At 33.2% G+C, this 18,912-nt stretch carries 16 protein-coding genes; 12 read left to right on the forward strand and 4 right to left on the reverse strand.

Features of this window, described 5'->3' with window-relative positions; all coding sequences use genetic code 11:
- Positions 1–157 precede the first annotated feature (157 nt).
- The 4 genes from helD (at position 158) to argH (ending at position 5,867) form a co-directional block, all read left to right on the forward strand.
- On the forward strand, positions 158–2,452 hold the full coding sequence (gene helD, locus F9279_RS13745; RefSeq protein WP_152113956.1) for an RNA polymerase recycling motor HelD: 2,295 nt from the start codon (positions 158–160) through the stop codon (positions 2,450–2,452).
- Positions 2,453–2,464: 12 nt separating this feature from the next.
- Positions 2,465–2,974 (forward strand): molybdenum cofactor biosynthesis protein B, encoded by a 510-nt coding sequence (locus tag F9279_RS13750; RefSeq protein WP_226793514.1) that lies wholly within the window; start codon positions 2,465–2,467, stop codon positions 2,972–2,974.
- A gap of 293 nt (positions 2,975–3,267) precedes the next feature.
- Complete coding sequence (locus F9279_RS13755) at positions 3,268–4,476, forward strand: argininosuccinate synthase (protein ID WP_152113958.1); 1,209 nt, start codon at positions 3,268–3,270, stop codon at positions 4,474–4,476.
- Positions 4,473–5,867 (forward strand): argininosuccinate lyase, encoded by a 1,395-nt coding sequence (argH, locus tag F9279_RS13760; protein WP_152113960.1) that lies wholly within the window; start codon positions 4,473–4,475, stop codon positions 5,865–5,867. The genes F9279_RS13755 and argH overlap by 4 nt, the downstream gene beginning before the upstream one ends.
- A gap of 56 nt (positions 5,868–5,923) precedes the next feature.
- Here argH and F9279_RS13765 read toward each other — a convergent pair whose 3' ends face one another.
- The gene (locus F9279_RS13765; protein ID WP_152113962.1) at positions 5,924–6,364 is read right to left on the reverse strand and encodes a universal stress protein; all 441 of its coding nucleotides are present in this window, start codon (positions 6,362–6,364) and stop codon (positions 5,924–5,926) included.
- Positions 6,365–6,575: 211 nt separating this feature from the next.
- Here F9279_RS13765 and F9279_RS25215 point away from each other — a divergent pair, with 211 nt between their 5' ends.
- On the forward strand, positions 6,576–6,713 hold the full coding sequence (locus tag F9279_RS25215) for a hypothetical protein (protein WP_193224573.1): 138 nt from the start codon (positions 6,576–6,578) through the stop codon (positions 6,711–6,713).
- A gap of 147 nt (positions 6,714–6,860) precedes the next feature.
- Here the strand turns inward: F9279_RS25215 and F9279_RS13770 are convergent, their stop codons facing one another.
- A complete protein-coding gene (locus F9279_RS13770; RefSeq protein ID WP_152113964.1) occupies positions 6,861–7,958 on the reverse strand; it encodes a M24 family metallopeptidase in 1,098 nt (365 codons plus the stop codon).
- 220 nt (positions 7,959–8,178) lie between these two features.
- Here F9279_RS13770 and F9279_RS13775 point away from each other — a divergent pair, with 220 nt between their 5' ends.
- From F9279_RS13775 to F9279_RS13785, 3 genes are all read left to right on the forward strand, one after another.
- The gene (locus F9279_RS13775) at positions 8,179–8,427 is read left to right on the forward strand and encodes a hypothetical protein (RefSeq protein ID WP_152113966.1); all 249 of its coding nucleotides are present in this window, start codon (positions 8,179–8,181) and stop codon (positions 8,425–8,427) included.
- A gap of 381 nt (positions 8,428–8,808) precedes the next feature.
- Complete coding sequence (locus F9279_RS13780; RefSeq protein ID WP_152113968.1) at positions 8,809–10,128, forward strand: DRTGG domain-containing protein; 1,320 nt, start codon at positions 8,809–8,811, stop codon at positions 10,126–10,128.
- A gap of 23 nt (positions 10,129–10,151) precedes the next feature.
- Positions 10,152–11,084: a DHH family phosphoesterase gene (locus F9279_RS13785; protein WP_152113970.1), complete on the forward strand. Its 933-nt coding sequence runs from the start codon at positions 10,152–10,154 to the stop codon at positions 11,082–11,084.
- 44 nt (positions 11,085–11,128) lie between these two features.
- Here F9279_RS13785 and ytrI read toward each other — a convergent pair whose 3' ends face one another.
- Positions 11,129–11,638: a sporulation membrane protein YtrI gene (ytrI, locus tag F9279_RS13790; protein ID WP_152113972.1), complete on the reverse strand. Its 510-nt coding sequence runs from the start codon at positions 11,636–11,638 to the stop codon at positions 11,129–11,131.
- A gap of 2 nt (positions 11,639–11,640) precedes the next feature.
- The gene (locus F9279_RS13795) at positions 11,641–11,973 is read right to left on the reverse strand and encodes a YtrH family sporulation protein (protein ID WP_152113974.1); all 333 of its coding nucleotides are present in this window, start codon (positions 11,971–11,973) and stop codon (positions 11,641–11,643) included.
- A gap of 372 nt (positions 11,974–12,345) precedes the next feature.
- On the opposite strand from F9279_RS13795, the gene dnaE reads away from it, so the two are divergent.
- From dnaE to accA, 4 genes are all read left to right on the forward strand, one after another.
- Positions 12,346–15,711 (forward strand): DNA polymerase III subunit alpha, encoded by a 3,366-nt coding sequence (gene dnaE / locus F9279_RS13800; RefSeq protein WP_152113976.1) that lies wholly within the window; start codon positions 12,346–12,348, stop codon positions 15,709–15,711.
- Positions 15,712–15,859: 148 nt separating this feature from the next.
- Positions 15,860–16,483: a FadR/GntR family transcriptional regulator gene (locus F9279_RS13805; RefSeq protein WP_152113978.1), complete on the forward strand. Its 624-nt coding sequence runs from the start codon at positions 15,860–15,862 to the stop codon at positions 16,481–16,483.
- A 175-nt stretch (positions 16,484–16,658) separates the two neighbouring features.
- The gene (gene accD, locus F9279_RS13810) at positions 16,659–17,528 is read left to right on the forward strand and encodes an acetyl-CoA carboxylase, carboxyltransferase subunit beta (RefSeq protein WP_152113980.1); all 870 of its coding nucleotides are present in this window, start codon (positions 16,659–16,661) and stop codon (positions 17,526–17,528) included.
- Entirely contained in the window at positions 17,522–18,475 is a 954-nt protein-coding gene (gene accA / locus F9279_RS13815) for an acetyl-CoA carboxylase carboxyl transferase subunit alpha (protein ID WP_152113982.1), read from the forward strand. Before accD ends, accA begins: the two co-directional genes overlap by 7 nt.
- Positions 18,476–18,912: the final 437 nt, after the last annotated feature.

Raw genomic sequence — 18,912 nt, forward strand, 5'->3', positions numbered from 1 at the left:
TTTGAATACTGTATTTCATTTGATTCCTAAATGGATAAAGATATGGATAGTTAGAATCTATAAGTAAAGCTTATGTTGCAAAAAAAGAATCAACCTACTTCATTATAAGAAAAAAACATCATAAGGTTAAAAATTGATTGAAAGAAAGGAGAATAACATGGAAGATTTATCTAAACAAGAATGGGACCAAGAAAAAGATAGACTGGAATATACAAAGAACTACATGAATTTAGTTTTAGAAGAAGCACAAATAAACGAAGGAACACTAAAACAAAGTGTGAAAGAATCCATTAGTAATGAAGAAGCATTAGATAGTAGTTTAAGTTATATTAACTATTTAACAAATAGTAAATTTCTTCAGCTCGCTACGACAGAATTAAACATCCTAAAAAGAATAATGAATGCTCCCTATTTTGCTCGAATTGATTATCAAATAAAAGGTAAACAAAACAAAGGAGTTTATTATTTAGGAAAAACCTCTCTTTATGAAAAAGATACACAAAAACCTATTATTGTAGATTGGCGATCCCCTATTGCCAATGTGTATTATGATGGTCGTTTAGGAGAAGTCTCTTATGACGTAAACGACGAAACCATCGATGGCTATTTATCCTTAAAAAGGCAATATAAAATAGAACAAGGAGAACTAATACACTATCAAGATATTGATTTAACCACTACGGATGAGCTATTACAACAATCTCTTGCTGGAAAGGCAGATCAGCGTTTAACAGAAATAATATCAACCATTCAAGCCGAACAAAATGCTATCATTCGAGCAGATCTTAATAAGCCTATTATTGTTCAAGGTGCAGCAGGAAGCGGAAAAACGACCATTGCTCTTCATCGAATCTCTTACTTTATTTATCAATATGCCAAATATTTTCAACCAGAACAGCTAATGATTATTGCTCCAAACAATATGTTCATTGGATACATAGCAGATGCTTTACCAGATTTAGGTGTAGAAAAAATAAGACAGACTACATACAAGGACTATGTATTAATGTGCATTGGAAAGAAAGTAAAGGTAATAGAATCAAATAAGAAATTAATCGCTCTTATTCAACATAAGCATAAGTCAGAAGAAATGATCAAATGGCTAGCAGAATTCAAAGGATCCTTAATGTTTAAAACTATTCTGGATCAGTATTTAATAGATATACTTGATGGAATGAGCCCAAAGGAAGAATTTCGCATAGAGAAATTTCCTCTTTATGGTGCAAGGAAGTTAGAAAGGTTATTTAAGGATGAATACGATTATCTTCCATTTATTAAAAGGAAGGAAAAAATTAAGAGCATTCTTCAGGCTGATTTAAAAAGAAAGAAAAAAATTATCCTAGATAAACTAGTAAATAAATATGAAGATGCCTTAGATAGAGCACTAAAAATTACAGAGGACGAAATAAGAAAAGAAAAAGTAGTTTATTTCCTAGACACAAAAGAAGAAAGAATTATACAAGTAAAAAAAGAAGCAGCAAGTGCTGTTAGGAAATATATGAACACGATGAAGACGAATACTTTATACGGCTACTATCTACAATTATTTGAAGATAAAGAGCGATTAAAAAAATATGCTAACAATTCTTTGACGGAAAAGCAATTAGATTATTTAGTAACTTTTCAACAAAAAATGTTGAAGAAAAAGCAAGTAGAAACAGAGGATTTAGGTGCGCTTTTCTATATGCAATCAAAGATATTTGGGATTGATAAAGAATACAGAGCCAAAAATATTGTCATTGATGAAGTGCAGGATTATAGTGAATTGCAATTATATGCTTTAAAGGAAGGATTAGAAACAGATATGTTTACCCTTGTAGGAGATTTAGCTCAAGGAATCCATTCCTATAGAGGGTTAAAAGATTGGAAAACACTACAAACCAAAGTTTTTCCAAGAGCTAATTATATGACTTTACAAAAAAGTTATCGTACTACAATAGAAATAATGAATGTAGCAAATGGGATTTTGCATTTAATTCAGAAAGAATTGCCAAAAGTTATACCAGTTGTAAGACATGGTTTACAACCAGTTTATCAAGATTATTCAGAGAAAGCAGAGTTAGTGGATTATATGATAGACAGAATTAATCACTTACGAAAGGAAGGCTACTTGTCTATTGCATTAATTGGGAAGACAGAGGAGGAATGCCGAAGTATCTTTACAGAATTGGCAAAAAGAAAGATCTCTCAAATTCAGCTATTGCAGGAGAACGAAGAATTAGAAAAAAATCATATTATCATTGTACCAAGCTATCTTTCTAAAGGTCTGGAATTTGACGCTGTGATTATTTATACATTAGAAGAGGTTTATGCATTAGAGGAATTAGAGTTAAAACTTCTCTATGTCGCAATGACAAGACCTATGCATAGACTTTACTTATTCAGTAAAGATCAAGAGCATTTACTATTACAACATGTAGAATCGAAGCATTTGGTTATAAAGACTAATTAGTAGGAGGCTAATGTGAATAAATTAACTCATATTTCAGAGGCATTTACTACCGTTCGATGCAAAATTATTACGGTAAGTGATACAAGAACAATGGAAACAGACAAAAGTGGCCACTTAATAAGAGATTTACTAGTACAGAATAATCATGTAGTAAAAGAGCACGTAATTATAAAGGATGAAAAAGAACAAATAGCAGCAGAGGTTTTACAAGGGGTAAATGCAGAGCATATTGATGTATGCTTAGTAAATGGTGGAACTGGTATATCGAAACGAGATGTAACAATAGAAGCTATTGCTCCATTGTTAACAAAAGAGTTACCTGGGTTTGGTGAAATATTTAGATTACTGAGCTTTACAGAGGATATAGGCTCAAGTGCCATTTTATCAAGGGCTATTGCAGGAAGTATCCAAACTACAGCAGTATTCTCTATGCCAGGTTCCTCAGGTGCTGTACATCTTGCTATGAATAAATTAATCCTTCCAGAAATAACTCATATAATAAGTGAATTGCATAAAGGCTGAGCTGTTGCATAACGGCTCTTTTTTATATATATGCATAAATTTATGCATGGTTTAAGTTGTTTAGAAATATGTATATATAGAGGGTATATAAAAAATACTGCGTTATATAGTGTTTCTTCCTAAGCTGTAACAGTGCTTTTAACTTATGTATATTGCATAAAAATAAGTTTTTTTATATTTTTATAGATTTCTATTGAAATTATTAGCAAAACTTGTTAAAGTGATTAATATAGTTTTTTTGAATAAAAATATAAATTAATGAATAAATATTCGTATATATAGGAGGAACAAAAATGGCAAATCCAAAAATAGTATTAGCTTATTCTGGTGGTTTAGATACATCTGTTGCAATTAAATGGTTACAAGATCAGGGTTATGATGTAGTAGCATGTTGTTTAGATGTTGGAGAAGGGAAAGACTTACAATTCATTCAACAAAAAGCATTATCAGTTGGAGCTGTTCAATCATATGTAATTGATGCAAAAGAAGAATTTGCCAATGATTTTGCTCTTACTGCTATGCAGGCACATACACTATATGAAGGGAAATACCCACTTGTATCAGCTTTATCTAGACCGTTAATTTCTAAAAAACTAGTAGAAGTGGCAGAAAAAGAGAATGCGGTTGCGGTTGCTCATGGTTGTACTGGAAAGGGAAATGACCAAGTAAGATTTGAAGTGTCCATTCAAGCTTTAAATCCAAACTTACAGGTTCTTGCTCCAGTGCGTGAATGGGGTTGGTCTCGTGAAGAAGAGATTGCTTATGCAAAAGAGAAGAATATTCCTATTCCGATTAATCTAGATAGCCCATTCTCTATTGACCAAAACTTATGGGGAAGAAGTAATGAATGTGGAATTTTAGAAGATCCCTGGGCTGCACCTCCAGAAGATGCTTATGACTTAACAGTAAGTCTTGAGAACGCTCCAGACACAGCTGATATCATTGAAATAGAATTCAAAGAAGGAGTACCTGTAAGTATCGATGGAATATCTTATAAACTATCAGATTTAATCCTAGAATTGAACAAGATTGCTGGTAAACATGGTGTTGGACGTATTGACCATGTAGAAAATAGACTTGTGGGAATTAAATCAAGAGAAGTTTATGAATGTCCAGGTGCATTAACATTAATTCAAGCACATAAAGAGCTTGAAGATATCACTCTAGTAAAAGAAGTAGCACATTTTAAACCGGTAATCGAAAAGAAAATCACAGAAGTAATTTATGATGGTTTATGGTTCTCTCCAATTACAAAGGCTTTACAGGCATTCCTAAAAGAAACGCAAAAAAATGTAACTGGAACGGTACGTGTTAAATTATTTAAAGGTCATGCTATCGTAGAAGGAAGAAAATCACCATATTCATTATATGATGAAAAGCTTGCTACTTATACTTCTGACGATGAATTTGATCATGCAGCAGCTGTAGGGTTCATTAAACTTTGGGGCTTACCAACAAAAGTACAAAGCATTGTGGAATCTAACAAGAAGGTGACTGTGTGAAGAAATTATGGGGAGGCAGATTCACTAAGTCTGCTGAAGAATGGGTAGATGAATTTGGAGCTTCCATTTCTTTTGACCAAGAATTGGTTTTAGAAGATATTGAAGGGAGCATTGCTCATGTGACAATGCTCTCTAAAACAGGGATATTGACTGAAGAAGAAGCAGTTCAAATTAAGAATGGCTTACAACAATTAAAAGTTAAAGCAGAGAATGATGAACTTGAATTCTCTGTTAAACTGGAAGACATTCATTTGAATTTAGAGTCCATGTTAACTGAGTTAATTGGACCAGTTGGAGGAAAACTGCATACTGGACGAAGCAGAAACGATCAGGTTGCGACTGATATGCATTTATACTTAAAACGTCAAGTGAAACAAATAGTCCAGCTTGTAAATGACCTACAGGTGGTTCTATTGGACAAGGCTGAGCAACATATAGAGACATTGATGCCTGGGTATACCCACTTACAACGTGCACAACCCATTTCTTTTGCTCATCATCTAATGGCTTATTTTTGGATGTTTGAAAGAGATAAGCAGAGATACCAAGAAAATTTAAAAAGAATTAATGTGTCGCCATTAGGTGCAGGTGCTTTGGCGGGAACTACCTTTCCAATTGATCGCACACTTAGTGCAGAATTAATGAGCTTTGATAATATTTATGAAAATAGTATGGATGCTGTGAGTGATAGAGATTTTATCCTAGAATTCTTATCTACAAGCTCTATTCTAATGATGCATTTATCTCGCTTTAGTGAGGAAATCATTCTTTGGTCATCACAAGAATTTAAATTTATTGATTTAGATGATAGCTATTCAACTGGTAGTAGCATTATGCCCCAAAAGAAGAACCCTGATATGGCAGAGTTAATTAGAGGGAAAACAGGTAGAGTCTATGGAAATCTAATGGGATTATTAACGGTGTTAAAAGGATTGCCTTTAGCTTATAACAAGGATATGCAAGAGGATAAGGAAGGTATGTTTGATACTGTTAAGACAGTTGTAGGTTCATTAAGAATCTTTGCTGGTATGGTGGATACAATGAAAGTAAATGTTCATCATTTAGAGCAAGCTACGAAGAATGATTTCTCTAATGCTACCGAGTTGGCAGACTATTTATCGAATAAAGGAATGCCATTTAGAGAGGCACATGAAGTAGTAGGTAAATTGGTCCTTTATTGTGTAAATAAAGGTTGCTACTTACAGAATTTATCGCTTATTGAATTTAGAGAAGCGAGTGTTTTATTTGAAGAAGATATCTATCATGTCTTAGATCCTAGAACAGCTGTACAGAGAAGAAATAGTGCAGGTGGAACAGGGTTTAAACAAATAGAATTAGCTATTGAGAAGGCAAAGCATTGCGTTTCCTTTCAAAAAGAGGCAATGAAATAAAAGAGTCCCCCCACCAATTAGCTGCTTTGCTAACTATTTAGTGGGGGACTTTCTATTTAATCATTTCTAACTACTAATACATCACATGGAGCGTTACGTGTAATTCCATCCGAAACACTACCAATAATAAATTTTTCTACTGCGTTTAAACCAGTTGCTCCACAAACAATAAGATTTGCATCGTATTTTTTGGAAATTTCTTTTGGGATAACAAATCTTGGAGAACCAAATTCTATTGCTTTCACAACATGCTCTAGCCCAGAAGATTTAGCTTCATTTTCATATTTGCCTAATAAATCATTAGCAAATTCATCTGCTCTAGAAGCAATAGATTGATCATATGCTGCTACTGTAGCAAAGGAACGTGTATCTATCACATGAGCAATAATTAGTCTGGCTTGATTTTCTAATGAAATAGAGAGTGCTTTATGGAATGCCTTATCTCCTTCCTCTGATCCATCTACAGCTACAATGATATTTTTATACATGTTCTTCATTAAGATCCAACTCCTTTTCCTTCTTTTATTTATCCATACCCTTTCTTGCATAAGATTAACTTCTCGTTGTCATAATAATGAAGAATTTATTAAAGCATTGTATATATGCTGCATTTATTCACATATAAGGATAGTAGATGTACTATCAAATATTTTATAAACTGCCATTCGGTTGGTAGATTTACTTTATGAAAAATAAGGAGAGAATGTCATGGAAAAAAGAAAAAGCAGTATAGGTGCATTCGAGTTAGAAGAAAAAGGGATGGAAGAAGTAACGGCACAAGTGATGGATGTATATAATGATGGAGCAATTGATTCTGTTTATTTAAAAGAAAAAGAGGCTGAATAAGAAGTATTTCAGAACAAACAAATCCCGAATTATTAAGCAGTATTCACAAGAGAATTTGCTTAATAATTCGGGATTTTTATATCTGTAATTCGTATAAGTAATCAACAAACAAAATATTTGTTGATAGCGGATATGCCCTAAGAAAATTTAACCAATAATTTGTAGTTCTTTAGGGAATTTAGTTAATATTTCCACACCATCTTTTGTTACATAAACGTCATCCTCTATGCGTACTCCAGCTACATGAGGTACATAAATGCCAGGCTCTATTGTGTATACCATGCCTTCTTGAAGCAGAAGAGAGTTTGTTTCTGTCAATGATGGAAATTCATGCACACTAATTCCTAAGCCATGTCCTAAACGATGAGGGAAGTAATCCCCATATCCTGCGTCTCTAATCGTGTTTCGTGCAGCCAAATCAACAGTTGAACAAGCTACTCCAGGTTTAGAAGCTTCTAAAGCAGCTAGCTGGGCTTTCAAAACAGTATCATATATTTCGTGCTGCTTATTAGTTATATCTCCGTATGCTACGGTTCTAGTAATATCAGAACAATATCCGTCTACAACTACTCCTAAATCAAAGAGAACTAAATCCCCTTTCTTTATGACAGTTTCGCCAGGTGTTCCATGAGGTGATGCGCCGTTTGTTCCAGTTAGCACCATAGTGGAGAAGGACATTTTGCCTATCCCTTTTTTCTTTAATTCATATTCTATGCTTGCTAGAACTTCCATTTCGGTTTTACCCTCTGAAATTTCGTTACAGCCCACTTCAATAGCAAAATCAGCCCATTTACATGCTTCTCTTATTTTCATTAATTCATCAGGAGATTTAAGCATTCGTTGTTTATTAATAACCTCTTCAACTGATAAAAAGGTTTTAATTTCTGGAAATGTTGACTGAATAGCATTAAATCTAGCAACATTCATATGGTCCTGTTCAATGGCGATTTTATGTGTTTTGTTTACTCTAGCGTTTACTTTTTCTTTTATAGCTAGGAATGGATCTTCTGTATCGCTATAACCAATAATTTCATAACTCCATCCAGCATTTCTAGCATCTGTCGTTTCCATAGAAGGGCAGATTAAAATAGGTTCTTCTTTAGGGAAAAGGATTAATGCTAATAATCGTTCATGTGGGTCGCTATAAAATCCACTGAAATAAAAAATATTATCTGTAGAAGTTAAGAACGTAAAATCTATATCTTCTTGTTCCATCCAATTTGATAGTGCTTCTAGTTTTTTCATATACATACCTCCAAATAATCATGCGTAAAAAGTAGCTTACTCTAACAATAAGTGTGATTATTTTTTTGTTTATTTCAATACTTTTATAGCTTAACAACAATAAGTAGCCTTGTAAATGTTTAGTAAGACGAAATGGTTGTCAATTAGCAAAGCTTTATGAATGAATAGATACTTTTTTCTAGGTTGTCCGCATAGACTATGCTAAGGAGGTTTTGCTGGCATGAATAAAAACAGATACTTACTGTGTATTTTATTAGGTGGAGTCTTATTATACTATGGAGTTCCAAGGCTCTCCCCACTTGCAGATGGGATGGAAGGGCTTTTCTCTATATCTTGGCTCGTCTTTGCATTATTGGTGATGGCAGGGAATTTAACTGCTTTACTTTATACACCAAAAAAGCAAAAGCAAGCTACAAGTAAATCTACAAATAAGGTTCAAAGAAGAAAGCGAATTCAGTACTATCAATAATAAAATAATAGCTAGTATAACTAGAAGAAACTTCTTTTGGTTGTACTAGCTATTATTTTCTACTATGGTTATTATCTCTTAAATGGATTAGATACAACGGAATAAGTAATTGAATTCCACTAGTAAATACAACTATAATAAAGATATAAAGGGCTTGAAGAAATGATAAAAAGTTTTTTCTTTCTATATAGGGAATATATTATATAAAAAGTTGTTCTTAATAGATATGCCTATTAAGGACTGCTTGTTAAGATTTATAGAGGTACTTACATCGAGGAATAAGTAAAACAACGATAAACAATAACAATTAAAAGATGGCGTCTTGTCTTTGCAACAGACAATAAATACGATGCCTGCGCTTTTCTAATAGAGGGTGGTTTTTTGGCGACAAAACATGAACAAATATTAAATTATATTGACGAACTTCAAGTAGGAGAGAAAATTTCTGTTAGACAAATTGCGAAGGCACTTAGTGTTAGTGAGGGGACAGCCTATAGAGCAATTAAAGAAGCAGAAAATAAAGGGTATGTTAGCACTATCGAAAGAGTCGGAACAATTAGAATAGAGCGGAAAAAGAAGGAGAATATTGAAAAACTAACGTATGCAGAGGTAGTTAATATTGTAGATGGTCAAGTGCTTGGTGGAAGAGCAGGACTACATAAAACGTTAAACCGATTTGTTATTGGCGCAATGAAATTAGAAGCTATGATGAGATATACAGGAGCAGGTAATTTACTGATTATTGGTAATCGCGTTCGCGCACATGAGCATGTTTTAAAAGCGGGTGCAGCGGTTTTAATAACAGGTGGTTTTGATACAGAAGAACATGTGAAACGTTTAGCAGATGAATTAAAACTCCCAATCATATCTACAAGTTATGATACCTTCACTGTTGCGACGATGATTAATCGAGCCATTTATGATCAATTAATAAAGAAAGAAATTGTTCTAGTTGAGGATATTCTAACGCCATTAGAAAAAACAATTTGCTTAAGAACAACGGATAATGTGGCGCTGTGGCATCAGTACAATAAGGAAACCTTGCATGGAAGGTTTCCAGTTGTTGATCACAATATGAAAGTACTTGGAATGATTACTTCTAAAGATATTATTGGAAAACCTTTGGATATGACAATGGATAAAATTATGACAAAACAGCCAATGACTGTAAGTGGGAAAACAAGTGTAGCATCCTGTTCCCATACGATGGTATGGGAAGGTATTGAAGTACTTCCAGTGGTAGATGACTATAATAAACTAGAAGGAATAATAAGCAGGCAAGATGTTTTAAAAGCCTTGCAGATGAATCAACGTCAGCCACAAATTGGGGAAACCATCGATGATATTGTAACAAAGCAATTATTACTTGCTAAAGAAAAGTCGCATGGAAGCACAACCTTTACTTGTGAAATCACTCCGCAAATGACTAATCATCTTGGTACCATTTCTTATGGAGTATTTACCACAATCGTTTCTGAAGCTGCCAATCGTATATTACGAGGATTTAAAAAGGGAGACTTAGTTGTAGAGAATATGACAATCTACTTTATAAAACCTGTACAAATGGATAGTGTCATTGAAGTAACTCCCAATATTCTAGAAGTGGGAAGGAAATTTGGGAAAGTAGATGTAGAAGTTTTTAATCAAGGTACATTAGTAGGTAAAGCAATGATGATGTGTCAATTAATTGATCGTCATTAAGTGTTGCTGATAGGAGGAAAATAATGAAAGAGAAGATACTGCAAGCGATAAAAGAACATGACACGATTATATTACATAGACATGTAAGGCCAGATCCTGATGCATATGGATCTCAAGGTGGTCTAGCAGAAATAATTAAAACTTCTTTTCCTGAGAAAAAAGTATATACAGTTGGGAAAGAAGAAAAATCACTTCATTTTTTGAGAAGACTAGACATAATAGAGGATAGTGTTTATGAAAATGCCTTAGTTATTGTTTGTGACACAGCAAACCAAGAAAGAGTATGTGACCAAAGGTACACTTACGGCAAGATGCTCATTAAGATAGATCATCATCCAAATGACGATTCTTATGGAGATATTGTATGGGTGGAAACAACGGCTAGTTCTACAAGTGAATTAATTTATGAATTTTATTTATTTGGTAAAGATAAAGGATTACAAATGAGTGATGAAGCAGCTAGACTTTTATATGCTGGGATTGTAGGAGATACTGGCAGATTTTTATATCCTAGTACTTCTGAAAAAACATTTAGTTATGCAGGAGACTTAATTAACTATTCTTTTTCTAGAACGGAAATGTATGATCAAATGTATGAATTAGAACCAAATATTGTAAAGTTAGGTGGATATATTTATCAGAATTTTGAAGTTCATTCTAATGGCGTAGCTGCAATGAAATTAACGAAAGAGATTTTGCATCAGTTTAATGCCATTCCATCTGAAGCTTCCCTTTTAGTTAGCTCTCTAGGAAGTGTAAAAGGCTTGAAGGCTTGGGTGTTCTTCATTGAAGAAGAGGATCAAATAAGAGTAAGATTACGTTCTAAAGGTCCAGTTATTAATGGAATAGCCAAAAAATACAACGGTGGTGGCCATCCATTAGCATCTGGAGCTAGTATTTATCATTGGAATGACTCTATCTCGGTTATCCATGATTTGGAAGAAATCTGTAAATAATGCCTTAAGAGTGTCTATAACAAGGTTTGTAGGCACTTTTTTCGTTAATCTGCAAAGGTTACGCTTAGTTCTACATGAACAGTCGTATAGATGATTAATTCCGTTACTTTAAATTTGTAACGCTTTTTATCAGAGGTCACTACTTTGTTCTCAATGGATTTTTTTAATAATGCACGACTTTTATACACCATATCAAGATCCTTTGCCATAATGGCAGTTAAATCTTCTTTAATTGCATCTTCCATTTCTACTGCATTAAATGGTTGAATATTGTATTTTTCTTTATCCTTGCTGTTTATTTTTACTACTAAGCTTTCAACTGTCAACTTTTCTTCTGTCGATTTATTCTGTTGGGAAAATTCCTCCTGCCAGATTTTTTTTTCTTTCTCTAAATCTTCAATGGTAGCTTTTTGAGTCTTTAATTCTGTGCTATATCTTTCTTGCCATACACCAAAGATAAACACAAATATACACCAACTAATTACGCCTCCAATTACCATACCTGCAAATAATCGTTGTATTGCTCGATTGTTATATAAGGGTGGAATACGCATAATTAAACATACTCCTGAGTAATCCATTTAATAATAGTAATCCCTGTGTGTGCTCCTCCAAATGCAGATACAATTAATAGAATTTGTTTAAATAAATCTTTCGTACCAGCATCATAGATCCCTTTTTCAATCGTATCTATGGCATCAAAGGTACCGCCAATAGCTGTTACTATAGCCCAAATTTTAATCATACTAGATATTCTAATGATTTCAGTAAGTAATGGTTTTCCAGTTAAAAAAGCGGCTAGTCCACCTAATAGGGCTCCACCTAATATTACACCTAATGCAATAAAGTAGCTTTCAATGAAAGTAGGGAAGAAGGGTTGTTGATTCATAATTTAACCGCTCCATTTCGTCATATTATAATAATTTTTTCTAAAAAAGATTGTTCCGATATCTTTTGCGGGTTTAAATGATATATTGTTATAAATATGGACGAGTAATCAGGAATATGATTATTTTCGTAAAGGTATTATTGATAAAAGGTTGCTTCTAGTATCTCTAACTGCCTAATAACCTCCAACTATATTTCTTTTCTCTTCTGTTCCAAAGAACCGAGTAGTCAATTGTGTATTATCCTTTTTATAATGAAAATAGAACATATTTTCTTTTTTTAGCTTAAACAACTATAATTAATAAAAAAATAGATTCATGTCAGATAAGTGTTAATCATAAAAAATAATGTGTAGTGAGTGTGGTGAAAATAAGTGTCTTTCGTACATTTGCAAGTAGCTAGTAGCTATAGTCTCTTATCTAGTACTATCTCGATTAAGGACTTAGTTACAAATGCTAGTAAAATGGGATATAAATCTTTAGCATTAACAGATCGAAATGTGCTGTTCGGTGCACAGGCATTCTATAAAGAAGCAGTCAAAAATAATATAAAACCAATACTTGGATTAACAGTAGATGTAATAAGTGAATGGGAAAAAGAAAAGACCTATTCCTTATTACTATTAGCAAGAAATAATGTTGGATTTTCTAATTTGTTAAAAATATCTAGTGCAGTTGCGACAAATAACCAAGGTGGTATACCAGTTAAATGGTTAAAAGCCTACTCAAAAGGATTAATTGCGATCTCTCCAGGGTTGGAGGGAGAAATAGAACAATATATCATTCAAGAGAATATAGAAATGGCAACAAAAGTGTTACAATTATGGACATCTGTTTTTGAACAAAATCAATTTTTCTTATCTATTCAACGACATGGTTTGACTATGGAGGACGAACTAAATCAGCATATAGTAGAGCTTGGTCATTCTCACGAAATAAAAATTGTGGCAACTAATCATGTTTGTTATTTACAAGAAGAAGATCATTTCGCTTATGAATGTCTGCGTACTATTAAACAAGGGGAAAAATTAGCAGATGTTGATCAAAATGAATGGACCACTAATCAACAATATTTTAAAAGTTCTGATGAAATGGTTGAACTATTTAGCGATATACCATTGGTGCTAGAGAATGCGTGGTATATAGGACAAGAGTGCCAAGTTACAATGGACGAATTTCAAACTTCCTTACCGAAGTACCCTGTTCCATATCAGGAGGTATCTGCGGAAGCCTTTTTACGAGAATTATGTATGGAAGGGTTAAGGAAAAGATACTCGAATATAGAGCCAAAGCATGTAAGTCGCTTAGAATATGAATTAGAGATTATTAATAAAATGGGTTACAGTGATTATTTCCTGATTGTTTGGGACTTTATGAAATATGCAAGAGAAAATGGGATACTAACAGGACCTGGTAGGGGTTCAGCGGCTGGATCTATAGTAGCTTATGTTCTATTTATTACAGAAATTGACCCTATTAACTATCATTTATTGTTTGAGAGATTTCTAAATCCAGAGCGTATCTCAATGCCTGATATAGATATTGATTTTCCTGATAATAAAAGAGATCATGTCATTCAGTATGTGAAAGCAAAGTATGGAGAAATGCATGTTGCCCAAATTATAACGTTTGGGACATTTGCAGCTAAAGCATCCTTGCGGGATATTGGAAGAGTATTTGGACTTTCCGTAAAGGAATTAGATGCGTTAACTCGAACCATACCTTCCAAACTAGGAATATCACTAAAAGACAGTTATAAAGAATCAAAGGAGCTTCAACAGTTTGTTGCAGAATCTCCGAAGAATAAAAGGATTTTCGAGACAGCATGTAAGATTGAAGGACTTCCTAGACATACCTCTACACATGCAGCAGGAGTCGTATTAAGTCATAAGCCTTTAGTGAACGTCATCCCCATTCTTCAAGGACATGAGGAAATCTACTTAACTCAATATAGTATGGAATATTTAGAGGAACTAGGATTATTAAAAATGGACTTCTTAGGATTAAGAAATTTATCTTTCCTACAGAACATACTAGATATGATTAGTCGCTCTAACCATAAAAAGGTGGATATCAAAAACCTACCATTAGATGATCCGAAAGTATATAACCTGTTAAGTAAAGGGCAAACTACAGGAATATTCCAATTAGAATCAGAAGGAATGAGAAAAGTATTAAAAAGCTTGAATCCAACTGAATTTGAAGATATTGTAGCTGTTAATGCTTTGTATAGACCAGGACCAATGGAGAATATCCCTCACTATATTGATCGCAAGCATGGGAAAGAGTCCATTAACTTTTATCATCCAGATTTAGAAGAAATTTTAAAAAGTACATATGGAGTGATAATCTATCAAGAGCAGATTATACAAATAGCTTCAAAGATGGCAGGCTTTTCTTTAGGAGAAGCAGATTTATTACGTAGAGCTGTTAGTAAAAAACAAAAGGACGTACTAACTAAAGAAAGAGTTCATTTTGTAAACGGAGCTAAACTAAAGGGCTATGCGGAACAAACAGCTAATGAAATTTATGAATTAATTGTGCGATTTGCTAATTATGGATTTAATAGAAGTCACGCTGTAGCATACAGTATGATTGCTTATCAGTTGGCCTATTTAAAAGCAAATTACCCTACCTATTTTATGGCAGCTTTAATGTCTTCAGCTACAGGGAACGAAGGGAAACTAATACACTTTATTAATGAATTAAAGGAAATGAATGTAGATGTAATTCCACCATCCATTAATAAAAGTCATTATCATTTTCAAGTAGAACAGGGCAAAATTAGATATAGTTTAGCGGCTATAAAAGGAATTGGGGGAAATGTTTTAAAAGAGATTCTTAATGCTAGAAAGCATAAAAAATTCGAAGATATATTTGATTTTTGCATAAGAGTATCACCAAAAGTGATTAATAGAAAAGTACTAGAATCTCTCATATATGCTGGTTGCTTTGATGAATTTGGTCAGGATCGTGCAACCTGCTTGGCGACAATAGATGTAGCCATACAGCATGCACAATTAGTTCATCCAGAAGAAGCGGATCAACATGACTTATTTAATGAAGAAGATTTCTTCTTCAAGCCTAAATATGTTGAAGTGGATCCAATGAAGCAAGAAGATAAATTGACATATGAAAAAAGTGCTTTAGGATTATACTTATCTGATCACCCAGTATCAATTTACAAAGATTTCATCAAAGATTTAAAGACAACTTTTATTATAGATATGCAGCATGGACAGAAATATCAGTCTGTTCTATATGTAACGGATGTGAATAGTATTAGAACGAAAAAGGGAGAACCTATGGCTTTTTTGCACTTTAGTGATTCAAGTGGAGAAATGGAAGGGGTAGTGTTTCCTACTGTTTATAAAAAAGGACAATCTGTTCTGGCTAATGGCAAAATTGTTTATATTGAAGGGAAAGTGGAAGAAAGGTTTAATAAAAAACAGTTAGTTGTTCAATTAGTAGAATCTATGGAACAAAAAGTCCAAGCACTTCCAAAAAGTACACATAAGTTATTTATTAAATCAAGAAATGAAAAAGAAATGGAATCTTTAAAGGGGGATATACTCCGAATTATAAAAAAATATCCAGGTTCTACACCAGTTATTATTCATTATGAAGATACTGCAAAAAATATAATATTGAATAATGAATATAAAATTTTTCCGAATGGGAAATGCCTTGAGGAACTAACAAAACTCCTTGGAGCTAACCATGTTATCTTGTCAGAATAACTTTACAACTTCTTAAAGTTGTTATATTGTTTAAGAAGCTAACTGGTCAGACCACTTGTTTGATAATACTAATCAGTATACAAGCAGAGAATATATTCATATATCTATTAATGGCCAATTAGGCAAAAGAAGTGAGTGATGACAAAAAGTGAATGAAACTGCTTCTAAAAACTCCAAATTATATGTCGATATTGTTAATCATCTTCGAGATATGATTAACACAAATGGACTTCAACCTGGCGATAAACTTCCTTCCGAGCGAGCCTTAAGCGAGTCCCTTCCAGCAGGCAGGTCTTCTATCAGAGAAGCATTAAGGGCATTAGAGTTATTAGGCCTTATTGAAACAAGGAAGGGAGAAGGAACGTTTCTACGGAATTTTGAAGGACATAATTTGGTTGAGTTGATCAGTACATTTATTTTGCAGAATGAAAAAGCAAAGAGTGACGTATTAGAAACCAAAAACTATATCCAATTAAATGCATTAGATATTGCTATGGGAAAAATCGCAGATAATGAAGTAGAGGCCCTAAAAAATTGGGTGAAGCATCATCAGGATATCAACGAAAATGAATTTTTTATTAAAATAATAAACATTGCAGATAACTTTCTTATTCATCGCTTATGGACAATATTAAAGGAGTATTATCAATCTTTAAAATTTCCTGAAATTATATGGGCGAAAGAAGATTATCTAACCATTTTGCATGCATTAGAAAAGAAAGATCAAAAAAAACTATGGCAAGTGTATAAAGAATTGAAAGAAAGATCATAAAGCACTAATATAATCATTATTTTTTATAAACATATTACTAATATTTTTTATGCGAAATAGTATATTTTTTGAATGTCTATATGCAAGTGTTTTATTTCCGACATGCAGTAATTGCATCACTAATGGATTAGTCTTGGAAAATAATACAAAATGTTAATAATGGGGAGGGTTCCATTTGATTAAGGGAATTTTTTCTAAATCAAAAAAAATGAAATATGCAACATTGCCTTCAGAGTTATCAAAAAATGAGTTACCAGAAGGTATTATGACTAAATGCTCTAACTGTAAGAAAATTATGTACACGAAAGAGTTACAGAAAAACTTAAAGGTTTGTTTGAATTGTGGCTTTCATTTACCGATGAATGGCATGGAGAGAGTAAGCAGTATTATAGATGATTCAACTTTTGTTGAAATAAATAGTGAAATTAAGACAGGCAACCCTTTGAATTTTCCAGGATACGAAGAAAAAATTGCTGGAGATATTAAAAAGACAAAAATAAACGAAGCTGTTGTTACAGGTACAGGGAAAATAGAAGGTAAGGAAGTAGTCATTGCTGTTATGGATTCTACTTTCCGTATGGGAAGTATGGGTTCCGTAGTAGGAGAAAAGATTACATTAGCTATTGAAAAGGCAGACGAGCTTTCTGTACCTTTTATTATCTTTACTGCTTCTGGTGGAGCAAGGATGCAGGAAGGAATTCTTAGTTTAATGCAAATGGCTAAAACAAGTACTGCATTAAAACGATTCAGTGATAATGGTGGTCTGTATATTACGATCATGACACATCCAACTACTGGTGGAGTTTCGGCTAGTTTTGCTTCTCTTGGTGATTATAATTTTGCTGAACCAGGGGCTCTTATTGGGTTTGCTGGTAGAAGAATTATTGAACAGACAATTAGAGAAGAGCTTCCAGAGGACTTCCAAACATCGGAGTTCTTACTGAAGCATGGTCAATTAGATGCAGTAATACCAAGGCTAGAATTAAAAGAGAAGTTAAGCTTAGTATTAGATATTCATCAGAATGGTGGTGATTCTGAATGGTAGAATTAGCTTTTGATAAGCCAATTAATGAACTGAAAAGCAAAATTAGCGAGCTAAAAGAATTCTCCGCTAATGCAAATGTGGATTTAAGCATGGAAATTGACAAGTTAGAAAAAAGACTAGAAAAACTTGAAAATGATATCTACAATAACATGAAGCCTTGGGATCGTGTACAGATAGCAAGACATCCAAATAGACCAACTACACTAGATTATATTTCTCACTTGTTCACTGATTTCTTTGAATTGCATGGAGATAGAGGGTTTGGGGATGATGAAGCAATTGTCGCAGGTGTTGCAAAATATAAAGGTTTACCTGTAACAGTTATTGGTCATCAAAGAGGGAAAGATACGAAAGAAAATATTCGCAGAAACTTTGGAATGCCACATCCAGAAGGGTATCGTAAGGCATTACGTTTAATGAAACAAGCGGATAAATTCAATCGCCCAATTATCTGTTTTATTGATACAAAAGGAGCATATCCTGGTAAAGCTGCAGAAGAAAGAGGACAAAGTGAAGCAATTGCAAAAAACTTGTTCGAAATGGCTTCTATGGAAGTGCCAATCATTTGTATTGTCATTGGTGAAGGTGGAAGTGGTGGAGCTTTAGCACTTGGAGTCGGAAACCATATACACATGCTGGAGAATTCTACTTACTCTGTGATTTCTCCTGAAGGAGCTGCATCTATTTTATGGAAAGATGCTGGACAGGCGAAACAAGCGGCAGAAAAAATGAAAATCACAGCTCCTGATTTAAAAGGATTAGGAATTATTGATTCTATTATAAAAGAAGTAAAAGGTGGAGCTCACCAAGATATAAAAGAACAAGCCGAACAAATGGATAAGGTTCTATACCAATCTTTAAAAGATTTAAGAACAATGACTAAGGAAGAACTAGTTAGTCATAGATATGATAAGTTTAACAAAATGGGTTCATACTTGAGTAAATAACAATAATAGGAAAGATTCAAATGCAGTAATCCAGCTAAAAAGGGGAATACTATTATTTGAATCTTTTCTTATGAATAGATGAAAGAGGTTTACATAAGCACGAATTAGTAAATGATAATATTGTTATCGATATCATCCTATAAATTTGCCTTGATATTTAGCTTCTAATAGGTTTAAAATACTATTGTATAGGAGAATAGAATAATAAACATAGACAAATATTATTTTGGATTTTACTAATTATTCCGTCTTTATTTTTTTTATCATAATAAGTTGAGATACAAGTATCTTCATGATATGTTAGAATGGTTTATAGTATAGAAAAATAGAAATATCAGTAGTTTCTATATTACTGGAAAATGCTGGCCATGCATATCTTTTATATGGACAATTTGTGAAAAAGGTTGCAGTTTAATATTTTGTTATATAATAGTATA

It is taken from the genome of Bacillus sp. B1-b2 (genome assembly GCF_009183415.1).
Taxonomy (GTDB): domain Bacteria; phylum Bacillota; class Bacilli; order Bacillales; family Cytobacillaceae; genus Niallia.

What these genes read in the sequence shown, in the direction of transcription:
- helD (WP_152113956.1), top strand. Translation starts at nt 158, where the DNA reads ATGGAAGATTTATCTAAACAAGAATGGGACCAAGAAAAAGATAGACTG.
- F9279_RS13755 (WP_152113958.1), top strand. Translation starts at nt 3,268, where the DNA reads ATGGCAAATCCAAAAATAGTATTAGCTTATTCTGGTGGTTTAGATACA.
- F9279_RS13765 (WP_152113962.1), bottom strand. Translation starts at nt 6,364, where the DNA reads ATGAAGAACATGTATAAAAATATCATTGTAGCTGTAGATGGATCAGAG.
- F9279_RS25215 (WP_193224573.1), top strand. Translation starts at nt 6,576, where the DNA reads ATGGAAAAAAGAAAAAGCAGTATAGGTGCATTCGAGTTAGAAGAAAAA.
- F9279_RS13770 (WP_152113964.1), bottom strand. Translation starts at nt 7,958, where the DNA reads ATGAAAAAACTAGAAGCACTATCAAATTGGATGGAACAAGAAGATATA.
- F9279_RS13775 (WP_152113966.1), top strand. Translation starts at nt 8,179, where the DNA reads ATGAATAAAAACAGATACTTACTGTGTATTTTATTAGGTGGAGTCTTA.
- F9279_RS13785 (WP_152113970.1), top strand. Translation starts at nt 10,152, where the DNA reads ATGAAAGAGAAGATACTGCAAGCGATAAAAGAACATGACACGATTATA.
- ytrI (WP_152113972.1), bottom strand. Translation starts at nt 11,638, where the DNA reads ATGCGTATTCCACCCTTATATAACAATCGAGCAATACAACGATTATTT.
- F9279_RS13795 (WP_152113974.1), bottom strand. Translation starts at nt 11,973, where the DNA reads ATGAATCAACAACCCTTCTTCCCTACTTTCATTGAAAGCTACTTTATT.
- accA (WP_152113982.1), top strand. Translation starts at nt 17,522, where the DNA reads ATGGTAGAATTAGCTTTTGATAAGCCAATTAATGAACTGAAAAGCAAA.